Raw genomic sequence first — 23395 nt, 5'->3', positions numbered from 1 at the left:
CTTAACGTTCCCAGCATCACGCCTTCTGCCCTAATAAAAACCACAGGAAGAGAGAAACCATGTTCCGTTACTTCCCCACCAACTACGTCTGGAACCTGTCCGTCGACCTGGCCATTGAAATGGGCGCCAGGATGGGCGAAATCGAATCCATGTGCGCGCCCCTGCAAGAGGCCGCCAAGCAACCGGACGCCGCCGGCACCCAAGCCTTCCGGGAAACCTGGGAGAAGATGGCCGACAAACTCTGCGGCCTCGCCGAAGAGGACGAAAGCGCCGGCCGGCTGTTTTCCGCCGGCGAAAAATACAACCGCGCCGCCACCTACTACCTGACCTGCGAACGCCTCCAGGCCCACGGCGCCGCCGGGCGCCTGGCGCTGTACCAACGCTTTTTGCAGACCTTCGCCCGGGGCCTCGAACTGACCGGGGAAAATTGCCAGCGGGTGGAGATCCCCTACGCTGGCAAAGTCATCAGCGGCCTCTATGTGCGGGCCGAAGGCGTCGAAGGCCCGGCGCCGATCCTGGTCCAGGTCAATGGCCTGGATTCCACCAAGGAAATGAAATACCGGGTCGGCCTGCCGATGTGGCTGGCCAAGCGGGGCGTGGCCTCACTGATCATCGACCAGCCAGGCACTGGCGAGGCCTTGCGCCTGCACGGCCTGACCGCGCGCTTTGACAGCGAGCACTGGGCCAGCGTGGTGGTGGACTGGCTGGAAACCCGCAGCGACATCGATGCCAAGCGCATCGGCCTGGAAGGCGTGTCCCTGGGTGGCTACTACTGCCCACGGGCAGTGGCCTTCGAACCGCGCTTCGCCTGCGGCGTGGTGTGGGGCGCCAACCACGACTGGCGTGACGTGCAAAAGCGTCGCCTGGAAAAGGAAGGCAGTTTCCCGGTGCCCCATTACTGGTCCCACGTGTGCTGGGTCTGGGGCGCCAAGGACATCGACGATTTCATGGCCCTGGCCGAGCAGGTGCACCTGGACGGTGTGCTGGATCGCATCCGCGTACCGTTCCTGGTGACCCACGGCGAGCAGGATTCACAGATCCCGCTGAAGTGGGCCCATCGCACTTACGAACAATTGGTCAACAGCCCGCGACGTGAGCTGAAAATCTTCACTGAACGTGAAGGCGGCGTGCAGCACTCCAGCTTCGACAACAGCATCAATGCCGGCCATTACATCGCCGACTGGGTCGCCGAAGCCCTGGGCGGCAAGACCGCCTGATCGCCCGTCCCGGCGCCCAGCGCGGCGCCGGGGCAGGCCCCTTTCAATCGCCATGCCGCTCCACCGCCATGGGCATTAGCGCCCCATCGCCCTCGTGCCCTTCCTGGGGGCGCATTAGATGCCGTCACCCCCCGCCAATACGAAACAATGCGCTTTGCCGCGGTGCATTTGTGCGCCCTTGCTTTGGCGGCACGACGGTACATTGGAAAGACTCAGGTCCCGCAGAGTGACCGGTATCACACGACCCTGGTTGCCCTGTCCCTCTGCCAACCATCAGGAGTTTTTCCATGACCCAAGCGCCTATCCGTACCCTGCAATTGGCCGGTTTCATGTTGCTGGGGCTAAGCGCTGCCAGTGCGCTGGCCGAAGACATTACCTTCGTCTCCCAAGGCGGTGCCTATCAGGAAGCCCAGAGCAAGGCGATCCTCGAACCGGCAGCGAAGAAGCTCGGCCTGACCTTGAAGCAGGACAGTTCGCCCAAGGCTTACCCGATTATCAAGACCCAGGTGGAAAGCGGAAAAGTCAGCTGGGACGTGGTGGATTTGCCCACGGGCGATTGCATCCGCGGCGAGCAGGAAGGCCTGTTCGAAAAACTCGACCTGGCGCTGATTCCCAACGCCGTCCAGTTGCCCGCCGAGCTCAAGGATGACTACAGCGTCGGCTACATCAGTTACTCCACGGTCATGGCTTATCGCACCGACGCCTTCAAGGGCGACAAGGTGCCGAAGACCTGGGCCGACTTCTGGGACACGGAAACGTTTCCCGGCCAGCGCTCCCTGCGCAACCTGCCGCGCCCGACCCTGGAAATTGCCCTGATGGCCGATGGCGTGCCGCCCGACCAGCTGTACCCGCTGGACGTCGAGCGGGCATTCAAGAAGCTGGAACAGATCAAGCCCCATATCGCCACCTGGTGGACCTCCGGCGGCCAGTCCGCGCAGTTGATCAGCGACGGTGAGGTGGACCTGATCCAGGCCTGGAACGGTCGCATCAGCGCGGTCCAGGCCGACGGTGCGCCGGTGGCTTTCGACTACAACCAGGGGGTGCTGGAAACCAATTCGCTGTGCGTGCTCAAGGGCTCGGCGCACAAGGTCGCAGCGATGAAGTTCGTCAACGAGGCGATCGACGCCAAGCTGCAGGCCGCCCTGCCGCTGATCATCGACTACGGCCCACTCAACCCAGAAGCATTCAAGGTTGGCATGATCCCCGCCGAACGTGGGGCCAAGCTGCCGTCTTCCCCCGAGAACATCAGCCGTCAGGCGCTGCTGTCGTCCAAGTGGTGGGCCTCCGCCGAGGGCGTGAAAGCCGAAGAACGCTGGCTGGCCTTCGTGCAGAAGAAATAACCCGGCTACCGCCCCGGCCCCGCCCTTGGACACAAGGCCGCGCGCCGGGCGCAGGACATGCCGCCGGCCCTGGCAAATTCGCAATAAAGCACTTTGCCGCCGCCTATTTGTAGGCGCTTGCTCCGTTGCCCTGGCCGTACATTAGAAACATCGCCGGCCAAGGTGCCCCCTGACAGCAACCCCGAACAATAACGACCGGCTGCAACACGAACTCAGCACCTGCCCCTCTTTGCCAGCCCCTATTTGGGAGTCCTCGCATGACCCGATTCCAGTACCCCACACGGCGGCCCACCGCAATCGTTCAAGCTCAGCGGACCGGCCCAGCCGGCCATGGAGGCCAGCATGTCTAACGCCTACCTGGCCAAATCCATGCCCGACGCCGGCGACGGCCCGCAACCGTCCGCCAGCAGCCTGCAAGCCATTGCCCGCGAGGAGCGCAAGGAAAACACCTCGATGCTGCTCCTGCTGGCCCCGGCCCTGGTGATGGTGGTGGTGTTGCTGATCCTGCCGCTGTGCTGGCTGGCCCTGCAGTCGGTGCAGACCGAGGAAGGCTTCTCCCTGGCCAACTACCTGCGGATCTTCCAGGAACGCATCTACTGGGACACCTTCAGCCTGACGTTCAAGATCAGTTTCATGGTCACCGTGCTGTCGATTTTCCTCGGTTTCCCCATCGCCTACGCCGCCTCGCGGCTCCAGGGATTCTGGGCCAACCTGATCCTGATCTGCGTGATCATCCCGTTCTGGACCAGCGTGCTGGTGCGCTCCTACGCCTGGCTGGTGCTGTTGCAGCGTCGCGGGCTGGTCAACCAGACCCTGCTGGACCTGGGGATCATCGACCAGCCGCTGAACCTGATGCACAACACCACCGGCACGGTGATCGGCACCCTGCACGTGATGCTGCCGTTCATGGTCCTGCCCCTGTACTCGGTGATGCGCAAGATCCCCCAGGACCTGCTGCAAGCCTCCGAAAGCCTCGGCGCCAAGCCGTTCTACACCTTCCGCCGAGTGTTCCTGCCCATGGCAGCGCCCGGGGTCATGGCCGGGTCGATCCTGGTGTTCGTGATCTGCCTGGGCTTCTTCATCACCCCGGAACTGCTGGGCGGCGGGCGCACCATCCTGGTGTCGATGCTGGTGCAACGCAACGTCGAGCTGTACCACGCCTGGGGCGCGGCCAGTGCCGTGGGCCTGGTGTTGCTGCTGGTGGTGTTCCTGATCTTCTGGGGCATCAACCGCTTTATTCCCATCGAACGCATTCTGGGAGCGCGCTGAATGAACTGGCTAGCCAACTTGCGGCGCGTGCGCCTGTCCCACCTGGCCTTCACCGTGCTGGTGGCGGCGATCCTGCTGTACCTGATCCTGCCGGTGCTGATCGTGGTGCCGATGTCGTTTTCCGAAGCGCGCTTCTTGCAGTTCCCGCCCAAGGAATGGTCCCTGCGCTGGTACGAGGCGTTCTTCACCAGTGCCGAGTGGATGTCGGCGGCGCGGGTCAGCCTGATCACCGCGCTGGTGACCACCCTGGTCAGCCTGCCGGTGGGCATGGCCGCGGCCTACGCCATCAACAGTTCCAGCCTGCGGGTGGTGCGCACCCTGCAAATCATCCTGCTGTTGCCGATGATGGTGCCGATCATCCTGATCGCCGCCGGGGTGTTTTTCGTCTACGCCCGGGTCGGCCTGATCAGCACCCTCAGCGGCCTGATCCTGGCGCACATCATGCTGGCCCTGCCCTACGTGATCATCGCCTTGCTGGCGGGCCTGCGGAACTTCGACATGTCTCAGGAAATGGTCGCCCGCAGCCTGGGCATGAACCGCTTCCGCGCCTTTATGGCGGTGACCCTGCCGCAGATCAAACCGAGCCTGGTCTCGGCCACCCTGTTCGCCTTTATCACCTCCCTGGATGAAACCGTGGTGGCGCTGTTTATCTCCGGCGGCGACAACCAGACCCTGACCAAGCGCATGTTCACCGCCTTGCGCGACGAGATCGACCCGACCATCGCCGCCATCAGTTCCCTGCTGATCCTGGCGTCCTTGCTGCTGGTGGTGATTGCCGGCCGCAACAAGCCTTCCTGAGTCGGCGGCCGTCACCGCGAGCACTGTTCGCGGTGACGGCAGATCCTGCCGGCAAACGGCGCAATTGAGCAGCAACCACCCATTCCACAGGCCAGCTCGGCATCGGCCGCCGGCCGGCCTTTTTTACAATCGGTCCTATCGTCCAGACCTTCAAAAGCACTTTTTATTCAAGGGCAATTGCCATGTTAAAAAACACCCTGCGTGACCCTTCCCTGCTCGTCGAGCGCGCCTACGTCAACGGTGCCTGGATCGAGGCCGACGACGGCGCCACCCTCGCCGTGACCAACCCCGCCGACGGTAGCCTGATCGCCCGGGTACCGGCCCTGCAAGCCACCGAAACCCGGCGCGCCATTGAAGCCGCCGAGCAGCGCTTCGAGACCTGGCGCGAAGTGCCCGCAGCGGAGCGTGCACGGCTGCTGGAAACCTGGCACCGGCTGATCCTGGAGAACCAGGAAGACCTGGCCCTGATCATGACCGCCGAGCAAGGCAAACCCCTGAGTGAATCCCGTGGCGAGATCGGCTACGGCGCCACCTTCGTCAAATGGTTCGCTGAAGAAGCCCGGCGCATCTACGGCGACACCATCCCGGCACCCACTGCTGACCGCCGTATCCTGGTGATCAAGCAACCGGTGGGCGTGGTGGCGGCCATCACCCCGTGGAACTTCCCCAATGCCATGATCACCCGCAAGTGCGCACCGGCCCTGGCTGCCGGGTGCACGGTGCTGGTCAAACCCTCGGAGCTGACCCCGCTGTCGGCCCTGGCGTTGGCGGTGCTGGCCGAACGCGCCGGCATTCCGGCCGGGGTGTTCAACGTGCTCACCGGCTTGCCGGCCGGCGTCGGGGGCGAGATGACCGGCAACCCCTCGGTGCGCAAACTGTCGTTCACCGGCTCGACCCGGGTCGGCCAGTTGTTGATGAGCCAGTGCGCCAGCAGCATCAAGCGCCTGAGCCTGGAACTGGGGGGTAACGCGCCCTTTATCGTGTTCGACGACGCCGACCTCGACCTGGCGATCACTGGGGTCATGTTGAGCAAATTCCGCAACGCCGGGCAGACCTGCGTCTGCGCCAACCGGATCCTGGTCCAGGACGGCATCTACGAGCGTTTTGCCGAGCGCCTGGCCGCGGCCGTGGCTCAGTTGAACGTCGGCGACGGCCTGGCAGACGGAGTGACCATTGGCCCGCTGATCAACGCTGCGGCCGTGGACAAGGTGGCCCTGCACATCGGCGACGCCCTGGAAAAAGGCGCCTCCATCGCCATCGGCGGTGCGCCCCAGGGCGAAGGCCTGTTTGTGCAACCCACGGTGCTGCTGAACGCCACCACCGACATGCTGCTGGCCAGTGAAGAAACCTTCGGCCCGGTGGCACCGCTGTTCCGCTTCCAGGACGAGGCCGAGGCCCTGGCCATCGCCAACGCCACCCCCTATGGCCTGGCCGCTTATTACTTCACCCAGGACCTGCGCCGGGCCTTCCGCGTCGGCGAGCGCCTGGAGTTCGGCATGGTCGGTCTCAACACCGGCGTGGTGTCCATGGAGGTCGCGCCGTTTGGCGGCATGAAGCAATCGGGCACCGGCCGTGAAGGCTCGAAATACGGCCTCGACGAGTTCCTCGAAATCAAGGCCTGGCACATCGGCGGCCTGGACTGACAGCAAGGGTGCCGGGCGGCAGATTCTGTTGCCCGGGCACGGGAAAACGGCACGAACCAGGCCAGTGCCTGTGTTCAGATGACAGACAGATACTCCGGGCAATCCCCGCGCTCTGCATAGGAGAACGCTGCATGAAGTTCACTGAAGGTTTCGAGTCGGTCAGCGTCAATCAAGTCTGCAAGCACTACGGTTCCCTCAAGGCCCTGAACAACGTCAACCTCAAGGTCGAAGCCGGCGAGTTCATGTCGCTGCTGGGGCCTTCCGGCTCGGGCAAGACCACCTTGCTGAGTATCCTCGGCGGGTTTATCCGGGTCAGTTCCGGGAGCATCCTGTTCGGCGAGCGCGACGTGACCCTGATGCCGCCGCACAAGCGCGAGATCGGCGTGGTGTTCCAAAACTACGCCCTGTTCCCCCACATGACCGTGGGCGAGAACGTCGCCTTCCCGCTGCGCGCCCGAGGTGAAAACGCCGCCAAGAGCCGCGACCGGGTCAAGCAGGCCCTGGCCACCGTGGAACTGACCGGTTATGAAAACCGCTCCATCGCCGCCCTGTCCGGCGGTCAGCGGCAGCGGGTGGCCCTGGCCCGGGCGATTGTCTTCGAACCCAAGCTGATCCTCATGGACGAGCCGCTGTCGGCCCTCGACAAGCAACTGCGCGAGACCATGCAGATTGAGCTGCGGGCCCTGCACAAGCGCCTCGGCGCCACCATGATTTACGTCACCCATGACCAGCGCGAAGCCCTGACCATGAGCGACCGCATCGCCATCATGCGCGGCGGCCAACTGGTGCAGGTGGACACACCACGGCGCCTGCACGATCACCCGTCGGACGATTTCGTCGCCAGCTTTATCGGCGAGAGCACCCTGGTGCCCTTGCAGCGCGGCAGCGGCAATGACCTGACCCTGGGCGCCACCGCGCTGCGCACCACCCGACCGATCCCGGCCACGGGGGACCTGTTCCTGGCCCTGCAATCCGAGAAGCTGCTGCTAGACAACGACAGCGCCGGCCCGGAATGGAACCGCCTGCGTGGACGGGTTTCGGACATCGTGTTCCAGGGCGAAAGCCTCAAGGTGTTTGTCGACCTGGACGGCGGCCCCACCGTCAGCCTGCGTCAGCCCAGCCACCACGAAGGCAACCTCAGCCTGCCGCCGATCGGCGCGCCGATGCTGATGCGCCTGCACCCCGAAGACACCATCGTCGTACCCCGGGCCGGCGCCTGAGGCCCGCCCCACAGGGCTTCCAGGCAGCACGCCGGAGGCCCTGCTTCCCCGCCCCGCACGGGCACAGTCAAATGTTTCGCCAGCCCCCCGAAAAACAGTCGATCACAGCGCCGGGCCCGGCAAATTCAGCGCGTGGCGCGCCGGCCAATCCTTATCCTGATCACAGACCACCCGCCAAGCACGGCGTTTATGGAGATCGAGATGAATTCTGCACTGACTGAAAATCAACGCCTTCTGGCCCTGCGCGAGCAGCACGTTCCCCGCGGCATCGCCACCGCTCACCCGGTGGTGGTCAGCCACGCCCAGGGCAGTGAAGTCTGGGATGTGGACGGCAAGCGCTACCTGGATTTCGTCGGCGGCATCGGGGTGCTCAACGTTGGCCACAACCACCCGAAAGTGGTGGAAGCGGTGCGCCGCCAGGTCGGCGAAATCTCCCACGCCAGCTTCCAGGTGGTGGCTTATGAGTCGTACATCCAGGTGGCCGCGCGACTGAACAAAATGATCGGCGGCGACCAGCACTACAAAAGCGTGCTCTTCACTTCCGGCGCCGAAGCCGTGGAAAACGCGATCAAGATCGCCCGTGGCCACACTAACCGTCCGGCGGTGATTTCGTTCCGTGGCGGCTTCCACGGCCGCACCTTGCTCGGCGTGACCCTGACCGGCATGAGCCAGCCCTACAAGCAGAACTTCGGGCCCTTCCCGGCCGAGATTTACCACGCCACCTACCCCAACGAGTACCGCGGCATCAGCGGCGACGACGCCCTGGCGGAGCTCGACACCCTGTTCGCCACCGACGTCGCGCCGGACCGGGTGGCCGCGATCATCATCGAACCGGTGCAAGGCGACGGCGGTTTCCTCGCAGCACCAAAGGCCTTCCTCCAGGCCTTGCGTCAGCGCTGCACCGAACACGGCATCGTGCTGATTCTTGACGAAATCCAGGCCGGTTTCGGCCGCACCGGGACCCTGTTCGGCTTCCAGCACGCGGACATCCAGCCAGACTTGGTGACCGTGGCCAAGAGCCTGGCCGGCGGCATGCCGCTGTCGGGCGTGGTCGGTCGCGCCGAGATCATGGATGCACCCACCCCCGGCGGCCTCGGCGGCACCTACGGCGGCAATGCCGTGGCCTGCGCCGCAGCCCTGGCGGTGATGGACCTGTTCGAAGAAGAAGACCTGCTGGGCCAGGGCGAGCAACTGGCGGCGCAACTGCGCGAGGGTCTGCTGGCCCTGCAGCAACGCTACCCGCGAATCGGTGACGTGCGCGGCCTGGGCTTTATGCAGGCCATCGAAATCGTCGCCGACGACGCGGCCAAGAGCCCGGACGCGGCCCTGGCGCAGAAGATCATCGACGAGGCGCGCAACGCCGGTTTGCTGGTGATCAAGTGCGGCGTCTACCGCAACGTGGTGCGCTTCCTCGCGCCGCTGGTGACCACCCCGGCGCAGCTGGCAGAAGCCTTGCAGATGCTGGACCAGGCCCTGGCCGCCGCCGGTGCCTGACCTGCGCCCGCAACACCCCAGGTAAAGGCCAGGCCCGACCCGCTCACCCCGGGTCGGGCTTTTGCCTGATGACTCAGGAAGCGCATTCGCTAGACCCAGGAGCGGCACATGAAAGTCACCCAGTACAAAGCGTTGGGCCTGTCCTTCGGCACCCTGGTCGACCGCGAACGGGGCATCCTCGAAGGGTTGCGGCCGTTGTCGGTGCAAACCGAGGCGCTGCACAGCGACGAGCAGGTGCTCAGTGCCTATCGGCGCACGGCCCAGGAGCTCGCCGCCCAGGGGCAAGCCGCCAGCGCAGCGGCTTTCCATGGCCAGCTCTACCAACGCCTGGCGCATCAATTGCATGTAGTACCGGGCTGGGACGAAAGTGTTGCCTTTAGTACCGCGTCTGGCCAATGGCCGATTTTCGAAGACGCGCCCGGCGCCCTGCAGTACCTCAGTAAATTTTATCGACTGGTGCTGATCGCTCCGCCCCATGGCATGGACATCGATGCCCTGACCCGTCGCCTGCCCATCGCGTTCGACGCGATCATCGAGCCTCAGGCCAATGACTGGCACGCCAGCCTGGAACACGCTCTCGATCGACTGGGCTTGCAACGGAGCGAAATGCTACCGGTCCGCAGCACAGAAGCGGATGATCCATGGAACCTGCGGGTGGACTTCCCGGTGTGCACCTTGCGCCGCGACCAGCGCCAGCCCTGGAACCACTCGGAGCAGGCCCTGGACGGCAAGCGCTGCGAGTACGCCAGCCTGGCTGACCTGGTGCATGCGCACCAGAAGGCCCTGCACGCCTGACCCAGTATTCAAGACTGACATTGCGAGGAGTCAACGATGGAAGCGGTAACCAAACTCGATCGTATCGACATCAACATCCTGGTCCAGCTGCAAAAAGACGGACGCATGACCAACGTCAGCCTCGCCGAAGCCGTCGGACTGTCCCCCAGCCCCTGCCTGCAACGGGTCAAGCGCCTGGAAGCGGCGGGCTACATCAGCGGCTATGAAGCCCACGTCAACCTGGCCAAGTTCGCCAACTCGGTGACGGTGTTCACCGAAGTCACCCTCTCCGACCACAAGCGTTCCGACTTCGCCAAGTTCGAGTCGAGCATCCGCAATATCGACGAAGTCCTGGAGTGCCATTTGATCAGCGGTGGCTATGACTACCTGGTGCGTTTTCTCACCAGCAGCATCCAGCACTACCAGGAGCTGATGGAGTCGATCCTGGACAAGAACATCGGCATCGAGAAGTACTTCAGCTACATCGTCATCAAGTCGCCGGTGGTCAAGAGCACCGTGCCCCTGCGCAGCCTGCTGCGCTCGGCCTGATCGATAGAATGAACGGGGCCGAACGGCCCCAGGCGGGTGTCAGGAAAGGATGCAGAAAATCTTGCGGACGGTCTCGGTGCTGGTCCAGGCATTGCTCGCCCCCACCGGCACCACCACGGTCTCCCCGGCCTTGATGGTGCAAGGCGCAGCGCCCTCGGGGCTGAGGGTGATGGCCCCCTTGAGGACGTGCATCAACTCGCAGTAGCCCGGCTCAACGGTCTTGCGCTCATAGGCTTCACACTCCCAGAGACCGATCCGCAGGTTGGCGACGCTGAACAGGGTCTGGCTCCAGGCCTGGGGCGTCGGGCTGAGCAACACCTCGACAGCCGGCGGATCGCACGGCTGCAACGCCAGGCACGGATCAATCTTCAGCGGCAGGCGCGGCATCGGCGCGGTGCGCGACAGGCCGGGAAAGACCATGCACAGGTAACGCAACTCGCCGGGCTGGTGCCAGTCCAGGGTGATGCCCCGGGGAATCACAAAACAGTCCCCCGGGTGCAGGCCGATCCTGAAGCCTTCGCCCTGCAGAATCAGGGTGCCGGACTCGACGATGCCCAGTTCCACCCAAGGAAAGTTTTCGATCACCCGTTGCGTGCCAGGACTCTGGTACATGCCCACGGCGTAGCCTTGGGCAGAGTCATGCCAGTTCAGGGCGCGGCCATTGGCCAGGGGGTCGTCGACCCAGGTCAGGTTGTCGCTGGGCAAGCGCCGGGCGCTGGCCGGATGGGAGTAATGCAACATCGCAGGCATGTCTTCAGACTCTCGGCTTAGCGACCAATAAGGTCGAGGAACTGCTGCCAGCCTGCGGCCAGGCGAACGCCCGGGGCGCGGAAGGCATGCAGGGGAATGGGCTGGAATTTTTCGCCGGCCAGCAGGCCAAGGTCAACCTTTTCGCCTGCGGTCATGCGCGCCAGTTGCCCGCCCATGTAGGTGGACATTGCCACCCCGCCACCGTTATAGCCAATGGCATAGAAGCTTTGCTCGTCAAGCTGACCGGCATGGGGCAGGTAGTCCAGGGTCATGGCCACTAGGCCTGACCAGCGATAGGCGATGGGCTGGTCACGCAACACCGGGAACACCTCCCCCATGCTGCGCTGCAAGGCACGGAACGCCGTCTCGGAATCGTTTTTGCCGAAGGCCCCGCGACCGCCAAAGATCAACCGGTCACCCACCACCCGGAACCAGCGCAGCATACGCTTGGTGTCGCCGCAGACCTGGCCGCCGGGCATCAGCGTGGCCAGCACCGCAGGCGCCAGGGGCTCGGTGGCGATGATCGCGCTGCGAAAGGGAATCAGCCGTCGGTGCAGCGTATCGGTGACCGGGGTCAGGTCCGAATAGCCGTTGGTGGCGTAGATCACCTGCCGCGCACTGATCCGTCCCTGGGGCGTTTCGATGATCATCCGTTGGCCATCGCGATGGACCTTTTGCGCCGGGCTGTTGATGTAAATCTTGACCCCATTGCCGGTGAGGCTGCGGGCCATGCCCCGGGCGTAGTTCAGCGGGTGGATACCGCCCGCCTTGGGGGTCAGCAGGCCGCCGTGAAACAGGTTGGAGCCGGTGTATTCCGCGACTTCGGCAGCACTGAGCATAAAGGAGGAGGCGCCGCCGGTTTCGCGCTTGATCCACTCGGCAGTAGCTTGCAGCCCGGCCAGGGCATGAGGATTGTGGGCCGCGGCGATGTGCCCGCCCAAGTGCAGCCGGGCTTCGTCGAGACCCAGGGCTTCGACGGTTTCCACCAGGCTGTCCACGGCGTCATAGCCGGTGCGGTACATGCGCAAGGCGGTGTCACGGCCAAAGCGCGCCATCAGCGCGGCGAAGCCCACACGAAACTTGGGCGACACCACCCCGCCGTTGCGCCCGCTGGCACCCCAAGCCAGGGTCTTGGCGTCGATCAGCAACGGCTCGCGGCCGCTCAGGGCGATATGCCGGGCGGCGCTCAAGCCGGTGTAGCCGGCGCCGATGATCGCCACGTCGCACTGGCGCTCACCTTCAAGGGATTGCAGCGCGGGGCCGGGTTCGGCGGTGGCCGCCCATAAGGTCTGAAGAGTCATTGCCGGCTTCCGAGAAAAAAGGGGCGCCGGCACGATGGCTGCAGCGCCCGGGGGCTCAACCCAGTTCCTGCTCTACCGCGTCGGCCAGCTGGGCCAGGGAATGGTAGTGGTAGTGGGGCTTGGTGTGCTCGGATTCCAGGGTGCCGCCGCTGCCCTTCTGGGCGTGCCGGCGTTCGATCCAGCACACCTGGTAGCCCAGGCGCACGGCCACGCCGATGTCGTGGTATTGGCTCTGGGCCACGTGCAGGATTTCTTCAAAAACAATGCCCTGGGTCGCCAGCACGCCACGGGTGTAGGCAAAGAACTGCGGGTCGGGCTTCTCGAAGCGCACGTCGTCCACCGTGACCTTGACGTCGAACGGCTCATCCAGGGTCTTGGCCATGTAGTCCAGGGCCCAGATCTGCGAGTTGGTGGTGGCCACCAGCTTGAAGTGCTTGCGCAGGCGCTTGAGGGCGGCCACCGAGTCCGGGAAGGCCGGGAAGTTCTGCACCGCCAGGGCCAGGCCGCGCGCATATTCATCGTTGTCCGGCAGGCCGAGCTTGGCGGCGATCAGGTGGTAGCAGCGCTCCAGGTCATCGGGCCACCAGCCGGAATCCGGCAACGCCCGGGCTTCGCGATAGGCCTTGAGAATCTCGTCATCGCTACGGGCCTGGCCGGCCTCCCCCGCCACTTCACGGACATGGGCCAGAATCCCGGCTTCGAAATCGATCAGGGTGCCGACAACATCAAACGTCAGGGCTTTGAACTGCTTGAATGACATAAAGCGCTCCGCAAGGTAGGTCAGGGGGGATCGGAAAATCCGTCTGGATGGATTATCGACCTCGCCGCGGCAAGCAATATTCCGTTTTCAGCCACCCCTGAGGCATAACCTACTGTTTTTTTACTTGCGGCGGCACAGCCCCCTTATAGCGTCGATCGAATGACCTCAGCCAGGCGCAAATGTGGGTAGGCGGCATCGATTTGCGCCAGGTCATTGTGCATTTCGGTAACGATCCAGTCCCTCACTGCCGCCACCAAGGGACGCAACGGCCGGTTGCCCGGCGACACCAGGCAACAACGTCGCGCACTGACCCGAACCTGGTCCGCCGCCGGCAGCAACTCGCCCTTGGCCAGGCAATGGGAAACCACATTCAACCAGCCCAATGCCATGCCCTGGCCGAGCAAGGCGGCTTGTACCACCACCGCATAATCGGAGAACACCAGGCTGTTGTCAGCCACCCCCGGACGCTGGCCCAGGGTGTCGAAATGCTCGACCCAACCGCGCTCCTGGCTGTCCATGCTGATCAGGGTCCGGGGCTGTTTACGCGTGCCCTGCTGGAGCAGGTCAGCGTGGTACTGGCGGTTGCACAGGGGAATGGTGATTTCGGGCAACACCAGCATATCCGTGGCTTTCAGGCTTCCGACCTCGAGGTAGCGCATGCCCAGGTCGACGTCCACCAACGGCCCGCCGATCTTCCCCGACATCAGTTGGAAGCGCAGGTCGACACTGGGAAAGGCTTCGCTGAAGCGACTCATGCGCGGCATCAGCCAGTGGGTGGTGAAGGCCGTGGACACCGACAAGGTAATGGTCTCCAGGCCCGTGGCCCGGGACTCGATTTCGCTGATGGCGGTCTCGATGGTGGCGAACCCTTCCTGGACCCGGCGATAGAGAATGCTGCCGCTTTCAGTGAGCCGGGCGCCGCCCCGCACACGTTCGAACAACTGCACCCCGAGGTGCTCTTCGAGGCGCGCCAGCATGCGACTGACCGCCGGCTGGCTGACACAAAGTTCTTCCGCCGCCCGGGTAAAGCTGCCACAACGAGCGGCTGCCTCGAAAACGAACAGGGAACTGGAGCTGGGGAGTTTACGACGGAGATTTGACATGACTTGATATTATGCCTGGCCCAACTATTAGTAAATTGCCGTCGCACAAAAGCCGCGACTAATCTTGCGACGCCAGACGCCCCGCCCGCCCCGTTCCTGTGCCCGGCTCGCGGCGTACTTTTCAAGACCAGCAAGAGGCGCCAACTTCATGGAACACGCTCTGCAGTTCTACATCGACGGTCGCTGGGTCGAGCCCCACGGTCGCGAACGCCTGGCGGTGATCGACCCGGCCACTGAAACCGCCTTCAGCGAGATCGCCCTGGGCGACCGCAACGACGTCGAGGCCGCCGTGCAGGCGGCGAAAAAAGCCTTTCCGGATTTTTCCGCCACCTCCCCCGCCGAACGCAAGGCCTTGCTGCAGGATGTGCTGCAGGCGTACCTGCAACGCTACGACGAGATTGCCGATGCCATCACCCGCGAGGTCGGCGCACCCCGCGCACTGTCCCACGCCTGGCAGGCCGGGATCGGCCGTATGCACCTGGAACAGTTGATCCGCAGCCTGGAGCACTTCGACTTTCAACTGCAACGGGGCACCACCCTGATCAACCAGGAAGCGGTGGGCGTGGTGGCGCTGATTACCCCGTGGAACTGGCCGATCAACCAGATCGTGTGCAAGGTCGCGCCGGCCCTGGCCGCCGGCTGCACCATGGTGCTCAAACCCAGTGAAATCGCCCCGCTCAACGCGCTGATTTTCGCCGAGGTGCTGCACAGCGCCGGGGTGCCGCCCGGGGTCTTCAACCTGATCAATGGCGACGGCCCCACGGTCGGCGCGCCCTGGCCGCCCATCCGGACATCGACATGGTGTCGTTCACCGGTTCAACCCGGGCCGGGGTGGAAATCGCCCGACTGGCAGCGCCCACGGTCAAGCGCGTGCACCAGGAACTGGGGGGCAAGTCAGCGAATATCCTGCTCGACGACGTGGCCCTGGAGGCCGCGGTGACCCAAGGGGTGAATGCCTGCTTCAACAACAGCGGCCAATCCTGCAACGCGCCGACACGCATGCTGGTGCCCGAGGCCCTGCACGACCAGGTGGTGGCGATTGCCGCCCGCGCGGCCCAGGCCCATCGCCCGGGCCCGCCGGATGCCGACGACACCACCCTGGGCCCGGTGATCAGCGAACGGCAGTACCTGGCCATCCAGCGCATGATCGGCATCGGCCTGGAACAGGGCGCGCAATTGGTGGCCGGTGGTTTGGGGCGCCCCCAGGGCCTGGAGCGCGGTTACTACGTGCAGCCCACGGTGTTTGCCGGAGTGACCCCGCAAATGACCATCGCCCGCGAGGAAATCTTCGGCCCGGTGCTGGTGATCCTGCCCTACAGCGATGAGGCGCACGCCATTGCCATGGCCAACGACAGCGTGTTCGGCCTGGCCGCCTACGTGCAATCGGCGGACCTGCAACGGGCGCGCAAAGTGGCCCTGCAATTGCGTGCCGGCAGCGTCTACCTCAACTACCCGGACTGGGACAGCGCCGCGCCCTTTGGCGGCTACAAGCAGTCGGGCAATGGCCGGGAATACGCCGAATGGGGTTTGGAGGCCTTTCTGGAAACCAAGGGCATTGTCGGCTACGGCCACTGACCTTACAGCAGTAAAACCGCGACCGCCCCTCAGGCGGTCGCGGCCTTCCGGGCCTCCTGTGCCGCGTCGGCCTTGATCAGGTCTGCGATACGTTCGGCCAGCATGAGGGTCGGCACGTTGGTGTTGGCACAGGGGATCGATGGCATCAGCGAGGCGTCACACACCCGCAACCGACTGACGCCGATCACCCGGCCATCGCTCAAGGTCACCGCCTGCGGATCATCGGCGCGGCCCATGCGGCAGGTGCCGGACGGGTGCCAGGTGCCACCGACCTGGCTACGCACAAACGCCCCCAGCGCCGCGTCGTCGGCCAGCAACCCTTGCAGGGTCACGCCCTGGGTCACCAGGCGCCGGATCAGCCAGCCACGCAACGGCCCGGCCAGGTCCAGCAAGCCGCTCAAGGTGCCACGCAACAGCCCGTTGATCCCTCCCGGGCGCGCCACCTTGGCCACCCGAGGCGAATAGCTGGAAGGGAACACCACGCTGCGTTGCGCATCCAGGGAGGCGGCCCCCAGGGTGCGAGCGCCAAAGCGCAAGGCGTCTTTCAGGCGTTGAAAATCCCGCGGGTCGGAGAGCATGTCGAACTGCACATCGGGCTCTTGCAACGGGTCCGCTGAGACCAGCCGCACCCGCCCACGGGAATAGGATTTGTTGACCCAGAAAAACATCGACCCCAGGCGATAGCCGATGGAGTGCCAGCCCGAACGGGACAGGATGGCGCCGTGCATATCGCCGCTCGGCGTCTGCGCCAGGCCGGAAGAAAAACGCACGATCGCCTGCTCATGGTGTTCGTTGGCAAAGGGCGTGCGGCCCTCGCGAGTCAAGAGTGCCGACACCGCAATCGACGGATGCTCCATCAGGTTGCCCCCCACACCAGGGCGGTCCGCCACCAACTCGATGCCCAGATCGAGCAGCTCGTTCAACGGGCCGACGCCGCTGCGCATCAACAGCGCCGGGCTGTGGATTGCCCCAGCGCAGATGATCACCTCACGTGCCTCCAGCTCCAGGACTTGCCCATTGGCCAGGCGCAGGCATGCGCCCACCGCACGCTTGTGCTTGAACAGCACGCGCTCCACCAGGCAATCGGTGCGGATGCTCAGGTTACTGCGCCGGCGCACCTCATCGGTCAGGTAGCACACCGAGGTGGGAATGCGTTCGCCCGCCTCGCTGACGCCAATCGCACCGACATACACCCCGTCTTCCCAGGGGCCGTTCTGGTCCGGTTTGCGTTGCAGGCCCTGCTCGCCCAAGGCGCCAATCACCCCTTTGACAAAGGGCGAGAGGGCCGCGTCCGGGGTCCGACGAATGCGCAACGGGCCGTCCTGGCCGTGCAGCGGGCCGTTGAAATCCGTGTCGTTTTCCAGCTTGCGAAAGTACGGCAGGCAGTTGTCCCAGCCCCAGCCTTCGGCGCCCAGTTGCTGCCATTCGTCATAGTCGGCGGGAGCACCGCGATTGGTCATCAGGGCATTGATCGCCGAGCCGCCGCCAAGGATTCGTGCCTGCTCGTAACGCCGCTGCTGACGCGCGCCAGTGCCCATCAAGGCGTTGAGGCGCTGCCAGATATTGCCCAGGTCCAGGTAAGCCCGGCCCGGGTAGCGACTGCGAATCTCCGGCGGCATGCTCGACGCCGAAATATCGCGCCCGGCCTCCACCAGGCACACCTGTTTGTCCGGGTCCTCGGAGAGCCGGGCCGCCATTACGCAACCGGCAGAACCGCCCCCGAGGATGAGGTAGTCGATCATCGTGCTCATGGCATTCCCTGTGGACGACCCATCGAATCAGCAACCCCGGCCGGCACCGCCACAAGGCGGCTCGCCGCCGGGTACGGCATGGCGTTACTGAACGAACTTCAGCCAGCGGTCCTTGGCGGCAATACCGGCCGGCGATGCCCACCACTCTTCGGACAGCAACGCTTGCTTGGCGGCGTTATCCGGGGCGCTCGGGAGTTCCTTGGCGCGTTCCGCACTGATCTTGCCGGTGCTGAAGGCCGCCGGGTTGCCCGGGCCGTAATCGATGTGCAGCGGCAGGTTGGCCTGCAGGTCCGGGGACATGGCCTCGTTAATGAATTGCAAGGCGGTGGCGTAGTTCGGGGCGTTTTTCAGCACGCACAACTGGGTGTTCTGCAACAGCCCGTCGTTGTAGGTGAACTCGACCTCCGGCTTGTCCTTGCGCACCGCGCTGGCGCGGCCGTTCCAGATCATCAGCATGTCCACTTCGCCGTCGCTGAGCAGCTGCGCCGACTGGCCGCCGGAACTCCACCACACAGCAATGTCCGGCTTGATCTGTTCCAGGCGCTTGTAGGCCCGGTCCACGTCCAGGGGGTAAAGCTTGTCCCGGGGCACGCCGTCGGACAGCAGCGCGGCCTCCAGGGTGCCCATGGGGTCGTTGCGCAAGGCGCGCACGCCGGGGAAGTCTTTGACGTTCCAGAAGTCGGCCCAGCTCTGGGGCACTTTTTTCAGGGCCTTGGTGTTGTAGGCCAGCACCGAGGAGTAGAACTCGTAGGCCACCGAATACGGGGTGCGATAGGCTTCGGGCATGCTCTGCACGTTTGGCAGCTTGCTCAGGTCCAGGGGTTCGATCAGCCCTTCGCGACCGCCGCGCAGGCAGTTCGAAGGCGGGGTGTCGATCACATCCCACAGCGGTTTGCCGGCCTCGCCCTGGGCTTTGACCATGGGCCAGGCATCGGGAACGCTGTCTTGTTTGATGGTGATATTGAGGCGTTTGGCGGCGGGGTCGAGGATGGCCTTAGTCTGCGCCTCCTGGTAAGTGCCGCCCTGGGAAACAAAGGTGATCTGTGCCGCCAGCGCCGGCAATGCGGCCCCGGCAGTCAGGCACATCACGGAGAAAACTGAACCGAGCGACAAGACTTTCATGGCAATCATCCTATTAAGTCATTTGATTCGGCAGACTCAAAAAATGCGACTGAACACCTTGGAACCTTGTGGCGGCTTCGGTCTGTTTTTTGTTTTTACCGAGCGGGCCCCACCGACGTTACAAGAGTGTGCCGTGCCGGACAACTCACCAATAGTCAGGACCAGCATAGCTTCAAGTTATGCAAAAACCCTCGCAACCCTGACCAGTCATGGATGCACCGCATAAGGCAGGCGTTTGGCCAGCTGCTGAACCAGGTACTGGCTGAACACCGAGATGCGCTGGGGAATATGACGGCGATGCTGGTACACCGCGAAGATGTCCGCCCGCGGTGCCTGGTGATCCAGCAACAACCCACGCAGACGCCCATCCTCCAAGTATTGCTGGACATCCCAGCGGGATCGCAGGATCAATCCATGCCCCTCCAGGGCCAGGCTCAGGGCCACTTCACCGTCGTTGCTGGACAGGGTGCCGCTGACTTTATGGGCGTACTCGCGGCCGTCCTTGTGGAAGCGCCAGATCGCGTAATCCCCGGCAAACTGCCGCAGCACGATGCAATTGTGCTGGGCCAGGTCCGCCACCACGTTCGGCTCAGGCATGTTTTCAAGGTATCCAGGCGCTGCACATAATAGCCGCGGATTTTCCAGCAGCCGCACGCTGATCAAACGCGAATCCGGCGGCTCGCCCATGCACACCGCAATGTCGAACTGATCGTCCAGCAGGGCCAGGGGCTGGCTGCTCAGCTCCAGGGAAATCTCCAGTTGCGGGTGCAAGCGGGCGAAGCTGGAAACGATGGGCGCCAGGTGGCGGCGACCAAAACCCAGGGTGCCATTGATCCGCAGCCGCCCGTGCAAGGTCGGCTGACGCTGGTTCAAGGCGCTCTCCAATTCTTCCAGTTGCCGCAGGATCGGCCGACCGCCTTCCAGGTACAACGCGCCCTCCGGGGTCAGGGCCAGCTTGCGCGTGGTGCGTTGCAGCAACTGCACCCCCAGGCGCTGTTCCAGCTGACTCAGGCGCTTGCTCACCGCCGGCAGCGACAGGCCCAGGTGGCGCGCCACTTCGGTGAGGCTGGCGCGGCTGGCCACCTGCTGGAAGAAACTCAAGTCGTCGATGGTGCTCATGGATTCTTTCCAAAAATCTAAGAATGGCTTTCGTTTCAGGCTAATTATTTATTCCGCGACCATACATACACTCAGTGCCGCTACCCAACAATCCCTGGAGTCGAACCATGAGCAAGTCCAGCTACAAAATCGCCGTGATCCCTGGTGACGGCATCGGCAAGGAAGTGATGCCCGAAGGTGTGCGCGTACTCGATGCCGTGGCCCGCCGCCACGACCTGGAACTGCAGTGGGACTGGTTCGACTTCGCCAGTGCCGATTACTACCTGGCCCACGGCAAGATGATGCCCGACGACTGGTTCGAGATGCTCAAGGGTTACGACGCCATCTACTTCGGCGCGGTGGGCTGGCCCGACGTGGTGCCGGACCACATCTCACTGTGGGATTCGCTGTTGCAGTTCCGCCGCGAATTCGACCAGTACGTCAATCTGCGCCCCTGCCGGCTGATGCCCGGGGTCAAGGCGCCACTGGCCAACCGCAAGCCCGGCGACATCGATTTCTGGGTGGTGCGCGAGAACACCGAGGGCGAGTACTCCAGTGTCGGCGGCAAGATGTTCCCTGGCACCGAGCGCGAGATCGTGCTGCAGGAAACCGTGATGACCCGGGTCGGGGTCGACCGCATTCTCAAGTTCGCCTACGACCTGGCCCAGAGCCGGCCGAAGAAGCACCTGACCTCGGCCACCAAGTCCAATGGCATCGCGATCACCATGCCCTACTGGGATGAACGCGTGGTGGAGATGGGCAAGCGCTACCCCGAGGTCAAGGTGGACAAGTACCACATCGATATCCTCACCGCGAACTTCGTCCTGCACCCGGACTGGTTCGACGTGGTGGTGGCCAGCAACCTGTTCGGCGACATCCTCTCCGACCTCGGCCCAGCCTGCACCGGCACCATCGGCATCGCCCCTTCGGCCAACATCAACCCGGAGCGCAACTTCCCCAGCCTGTTTGAACCGGTGCACGGTTCGGCCCCGGACATCGCCGGCAAAGGCATCGCCAACCCCATCGGGCAGATCTGGTGCGGGGCGATGATGCTTGAGCACCTGGGCCACCCCGAAGCCGGTGCCGCCGTGGTCAAGGCCATCGAAGCCGTACTCGAACAAGGACCGGAGGTGGCGCCGCTGACTGCCGACATCGGCGGCAAAGGCACCACCGAAGCCTTGGGCAAGGCCATCGCCGCCCTCTGCTGAGCCCCGAGTGGCCGCCCATTCGGGCGGCTGCTGCGGCCGGTGGGATAAAATTCAAAAGCTGCCGTCGCGGCGCAGCGATTCAAAAGAATCTACTGTCGGCGCTGGGATAGGCTGAGCACAGTCCTTCAGGCGGAGCCTTCCATGGCCCTTCTCTACAAAGCCGATTCCGAGCGTGGCCAGCAGTGGCAGGCCTTGTTCGCCGAGCACGCCCCGGACATCGAAGTCAGGCTCTGGCCGGACGTCGGCAACCCTGCGGACATCCGTTACTTGATGGCCTGGCAGCCGCCGGAAAACCTGCGGGACTTTCCCAACCTTGAAGTGGTGTTCGCCACCTCGGCGGGGGTCGATCAGTTCGACCTGCGGCAGTTGCCCGAGCAGGTGCCGGTGGTGCGCATGCAAGACCCGGGCATTGTCCAGGGGATTGTCGAATACGCCTGCATGGCGGTGCTCAGCCTGCATCGGCAATTGCCCTTGTACCTGCACCAGCAACGCCAGGGGCAATGGCAGGAACAGCCCTGGGTCCCGGCCCGGCAACGCCGCGTGGGGGTCATGGGCCTGGGCATGCTGGGCAAGGCGGCGCTGCAACACTTGCGGCCGTTCGGCTTCAACCTGCGGGGCTGGTCGCGTTCGCTGCAACCACTGGACGGCGTCGAGTGTTTTGCCGGCGTCGAGCAGTTGCCGGCCTTCCTCAGCCAGTGCGACACCCTGCTCTGCCTGCTGCCCCTGACCGAGCACACCCGTGGCCTGCTCAACGCCCGCACCCTGGGCTTGCTGCCCCGGGGCGCGAGCCTGATCAACCTGGGCCGTGGCGCGCACCTGGTGGAGCAGGATCTGCTGCAAGCCCTGGACAGCGGGCAACTGAGCCACGCGATTGTCGATGTGGTGCAAGAAGAACCGGCCCCCGAGCAGCACCCGTTCTGGCAACACCCGAACATCTGGCTGACCCCGCACATCGGCGCAGTGACCCTGCCCGAGTCGGCGTTCGCTCCATTGCTGGACAACCTGCGCCGCCACCAACGGGGCCAGGCCATGTCCGGTGTCATCGAAAAACACCAAGGCTACTGAAGAGGGACCATCCCGACACTGACGCTCTGCATAACAACAAATCAGCCCGGAACTTCGAATGTCCGGTAGAGCAACCGGCGCGGCGCCGATTCGTTCCCGCCCCGTCGAGCTGACACTGCCCTTAGCACTCCATTGCGGTACTACTTTTTTTGGGAGTTTCACCATGTCGAAAACACTGAAGTTTGTGCTGCTCAGCGGTTGCCTGAGCCTGGCTGTGGGCCAGGCCATGGCCAAGGATCTGACCGTGATTTCCTACGGCGGCGCGAGCAAGGACGCCCAAGTGGCGGGCTTCTACAAACCCTACGAAAAAGCCACCGGGACCAAGATCATCGCCGGCGAATGGAACGGCGAGATGGCCAAGGTCAAGGCCATGGTCGACACCAAGAGCGTCAACTGGGACGTGCTCGACATCGAAGACAACGACCTCAGCCGTGGTTGCGACGATGGCCTGTTCGAGAAAATCGACATGAGCCGCATCGGGCCGGTGGAAGACTTTATCGACGGCACCGTGCAGACCTGCGGCGTGGGGATTTTCGTCTGGTCCAACGTCCTGGCCTACAACACCGAGAAGCTCAAGACCGCGCCCCAGGGCTGGAAAGATTTCTGGGACGTGAAGAAATTCCCCGGCAAGCGCAGCCTGCGCAAATCCGCCCGCGGCGCCCTGGAATTCGCCCTGATGGCCGACGGCGTGGCGCCCAAGGACGTGTACAAGGAACTGTCCACCGACGCCGGCGTGAGCCGCGCCTTCGCCAAGCTCGACGAACTCAAGCCCTACATCCAGTGGTGGGAAGCCGGCGCCCAGCCGCCGCAGTACCTGATTTCCGGCGACGTGGTCATGAGCTCGGCCTACAACGGCCGGATCTATGCCGCCAAGCAATCCGGCGCACCGCTGAAAATCGTCTGGGACGGCAACCTCTACCAGTTCGATGAGTGGGCCATTCCCAAGGGCACGCCGAACCTGGACGAGGCCTACAAGTTCATCAAGTTCGCCATGCAGCCGGCGCAGCAGAAAATCTACACCGAGCACATGGCGTACGGCCCGTCGAACAAAGGCACCATCAGCCTGCTGAGCCCGGAACTGGCCGCCGACCTGCCGACGGCGCCGCAGAACATGCAGAACGCCCTGCAGATGGACGTGGACTTCTGGACCGAGCACGGCGAAAGCCTGGAACAGCGCTTTATTGCCTGGTCGAGCAAATAACCCCCAACGCCTGACAACCGGCCAGGGCGACTATCGCCCTGGCCCGTCGGCAACGCCCCTCTCCACCGATTGCTGCGCCGCAACCGCCCTCCTTCCCCGCCCAGGCAGCCCCTGCCCCGCCACACCCGCCGCCGCTTGTGCGCCACAGAGAATCCTT

General features: G+C 64.2%; 19 protein-coding genes and 1 pseudogene. 13 read left to right on the top strand and 7 right to left on the bottom strand.

The features are described 5' to 3' along the window. Positions 1 to 59: 59 nt before the first annotated feature. The 9 genes from M1B34_RS26525 to M1B34_RS26485 all read left to right on the top strand — a co-directional run bounded on the left by M1B34_RS26525 (position 60) and on the right by M1B34_RS26485 (position 10304). Positions 60 to 1217 (top strand): alpha/beta hydrolase family protein, encoded by a 1158-nt coding sequence (locus tag M1B34_RS26525; RefSeq protein WP_268260952.1) that lies wholly within the window; start codon positions 60 to 62, stop codon positions 1215 to 1217. A gap of 287 nt (positions 1218 to 1504) precedes the next feature. Continuing rightward, the gene (locus M1B34_RS26520; RefSeq protein ID WP_268260953.1) at positions 1505 to 2557 is read left to right on the top strand and encodes an ABC transporter substrate-binding protein; all 1053 of its coding nucleotides are present in this window, start codon (positions 1505 to 1507) and stop codon (positions 2555 to 2557) included. A 342-nt stretch (positions 2558 to 2899) separates the two neighbouring features. Beyond that, positions 2900 to 3826 (top strand): ABC transporter permease, encoded by a 927-nt coding sequence (locus M1B34_RS26515; RefSeq protein ID WP_123333717.1) that lies wholly within the window; start codon positions 2900 to 2902, stop codon positions 3824 to 3826. Beyond that, entirely contained in the window at positions 3827 to 4624 is a 798-nt protein-coding gene (locus tag M1B34_RS26510) for an ABC transporter permease (protein WP_123333719.1), read from the top strand. A gap of 182 nt (positions 4625 to 4806) precedes the next feature. Further along, positions 4807 to 6267 carry an NAD-dependent succinate-semialdehyde dehydrogenase gene (locus M1B34_RS26505; RefSeq protein ID WP_268266678.1) on the top strand — a complete coding sequence of 487 codons (1461 nt, stop codon included), beginning with the start codon at positions 4807 to 4809 and terminating at the stop codon, positions 6265 to 6267. A 131-nt stretch (positions 6268 to 6398) separates the two neighbouring features. Continuing rightward, entirely contained in the window at positions 6399 to 7487 is a 1089-nt protein-coding gene (locus M1B34_RS26500; RefSeq protein ID WP_123333723.1) for an ABC transporter ATP-binding protein, read from the top strand. Between the two features lie 201 nt (positions 7488 to 7688). Further along, the gene (gene gabT / locus M1B34_RS26495) at positions 7689 to 8981 is read left to right on the top strand and encodes a 4-aminobutyrate--2-oxoglutarate transaminase (protein ID WP_123333725.1); all 1293 of its coding nucleotides are present in this window, start codon (positions 7689 to 7691) and stop codon (positions 8979 to 8981) included. A 108-nt stretch (positions 8982 to 9089) separates the two neighbouring features. Further along, a complete protein-coding gene (locus tag M1B34_RS26490) occupies positions 9090 to 9776 on the top strand; it encodes an HAD family hydrolase (RefSeq protein WP_123333727.1) in 687 nt (228 codons plus the stop codon). Positions 9777 to 9812: 36 nt separating this feature from the next. After that, positions 9813 to 10304 (top strand): Lrp/AsnC family transcriptional regulator, encoded by a 492-nt coding sequence (locus tag M1B34_RS26485; protein ID WP_123333729.1) that lies wholly within the window; start codon positions 9813 to 9815, stop codon positions 10302 to 10304. Positions 10305 to 10343: 39 nt separating this feature from the next. Here M1B34_RS26485 and M1B34_RS26480 read toward each other — a convergent pair whose 3' ends face one another. The 4 genes from M1B34_RS26480 to M1B34_RS26465 all read right to left on the bottom strand — a co-directional run bounded on the left by M1B34_RS26480 (position 10344) and on the right by M1B34_RS26465 (position 14218). Next, entirely contained in the window at positions 10344 to 11054 is a 711-nt protein-coding gene (locus M1B34_RS26480) for a cupin domain-containing protein (RefSeq protein WP_268266677.1), read from the bottom strand. Between the two features lie 17 nt (positions 11055 to 11071). Continuing rightward, positions 11072 to 12355, bottom strand: coding sequence for an NAD(P)/FAD-dependent oxidoreductase (locus M1B34_RS26475; protein WP_185039258.1), 1284 nt, complete (start codon positions 12353 to 12355; stop codon positions 11072 to 11074). Positions 12356 to 12410: 55 nt separating this feature from the next. Further along, positions 12411 to 13115, bottom strand: coding sequence for an HAD-IA family hydrolase (locus M1B34_RS26470; protein ID WP_268266676.1), 705 nt, complete (start codon positions 13113 to 13115; stop codon positions 12411 to 12413). Between the two features lie 143 nt (positions 13116 to 13258). Beyond that, the gene (locus tag M1B34_RS26465; protein WP_268266675.1) at positions 13259 to 14218 is read right to left on the bottom strand and encodes a LysR family transcriptional regulator; all 960 of its coding nucleotides are present in this window, start codon (positions 14216 to 14218) and stop codon (positions 13259 to 13261) included. Between the two features lie 148 nt (positions 14219 to 14366). Here M1B34_RS26465 and M1B34_RS26460 point away from each other — a divergent pair. Further along, a pseudogene (locus tag M1B34_RS26460) lies at positions 14367 to 15793 on the top strand (aldehyde dehydrogenase family protein). Positions 15794 to 15822: 29 nt separating this feature from the next. Here the strand turns inward: M1B34_RS26460 and M1B34_RS26455 are convergent. From M1B34_RS26455 to M1B34_RS26445, 3 genes are all read right to left on the bottom strand, one after another. Further along, positions 15823 to 17544 carry a GMC family oxidoreductase gene (locus M1B34_RS26455; RefSeq protein WP_268266674.1) on the bottom strand — a complete coding sequence of 574 codons (1722 nt, stop codon included), beginning with the start codon at positions 17542 to 17544 and terminating at the stop codon, positions 15823 to 15825. Between the two features lie 84 nt (positions 17545 to 17628). Next, the gene (locus tag M1B34_RS26450) at positions 17629 to 18666 is read right to left on the bottom strand and encodes an ABC transporter substrate-binding protein (RefSeq protein WP_268266673.1); all 1038 of its coding nucleotides are present in this window, start codon (positions 18664 to 18666) and stop codon (positions 17629 to 17631) included. Positions 18667 to 18873: 207 nt separating this feature from the next. Next, a complete protein-coding gene (locus M1B34_RS26445; RefSeq protein WP_268263928.1) occupies positions 18874 to 19785 on the bottom strand; it encodes a LysR substrate-binding domain-containing protein in 912 nt (303 codons plus the stop codon). 107 nt (positions 19786 to 19892) lie between these two features. On the opposite strand from M1B34_RS26445, the gene M1B34_RS26440 reads away from it, so the two are divergent. The 3 genes from M1B34_RS26440 to M1B34_RS26430 all read left to right on the top strand — a co-directional run bounded on the left by M1B34_RS26440 (position 19893) and on the right by M1B34_RS26430 (position 23238). Continuing rightward, positions 19893 to 20972 (top strand): tartrate dehydrogenase, encoded by a 1080-nt coding sequence (locus tag M1B34_RS26440; RefSeq protein ID WP_123333748.1) that lies wholly within the window; start codon positions 19893 to 19895, stop codon positions 20970 to 20972. Positions 20973 to 21113: 141 nt separating this feature from the next. Then, positions 21114 to 22037 (top strand): 2-hydroxyacid dehydrogenase, encoded by a 924-nt coding sequence (locus M1B34_RS26435; RefSeq protein WP_268263926.1) that lies wholly within the window; start codon positions 21114 to 21116, stop codon positions 22035 to 22037. 163 nt (positions 22038 to 22200) lie between these two features. Then, positions 22201 to 23238 carry an ABC transporter substrate-binding protein gene (locus M1B34_RS26430; RefSeq protein WP_123333751.1) on the top strand — a complete coding sequence of 346 codons (1038 nt, stop codon included), beginning with the start codon at positions 22201 to 22203 and terminating at the stop codon, positions 23236 to 23238. Positions 23239 to 23395 lie beyond the last annotated feature (157 nt).

This window comes from Pseudomonas morbosilactucae, from assembly GCF_023241715.1.
GTDB lineage: Bacteria > Pseudomonadota > Gammaproteobacteria > Pseudomonadales > Pseudomonadaceae > Aquipseudomonas > Aquipseudomonas morbosilactucae.
Note: the sequence above shows the minus strand (reverse complement) of the source record. Positions and strands in the feature narration are given on the sequence as shown.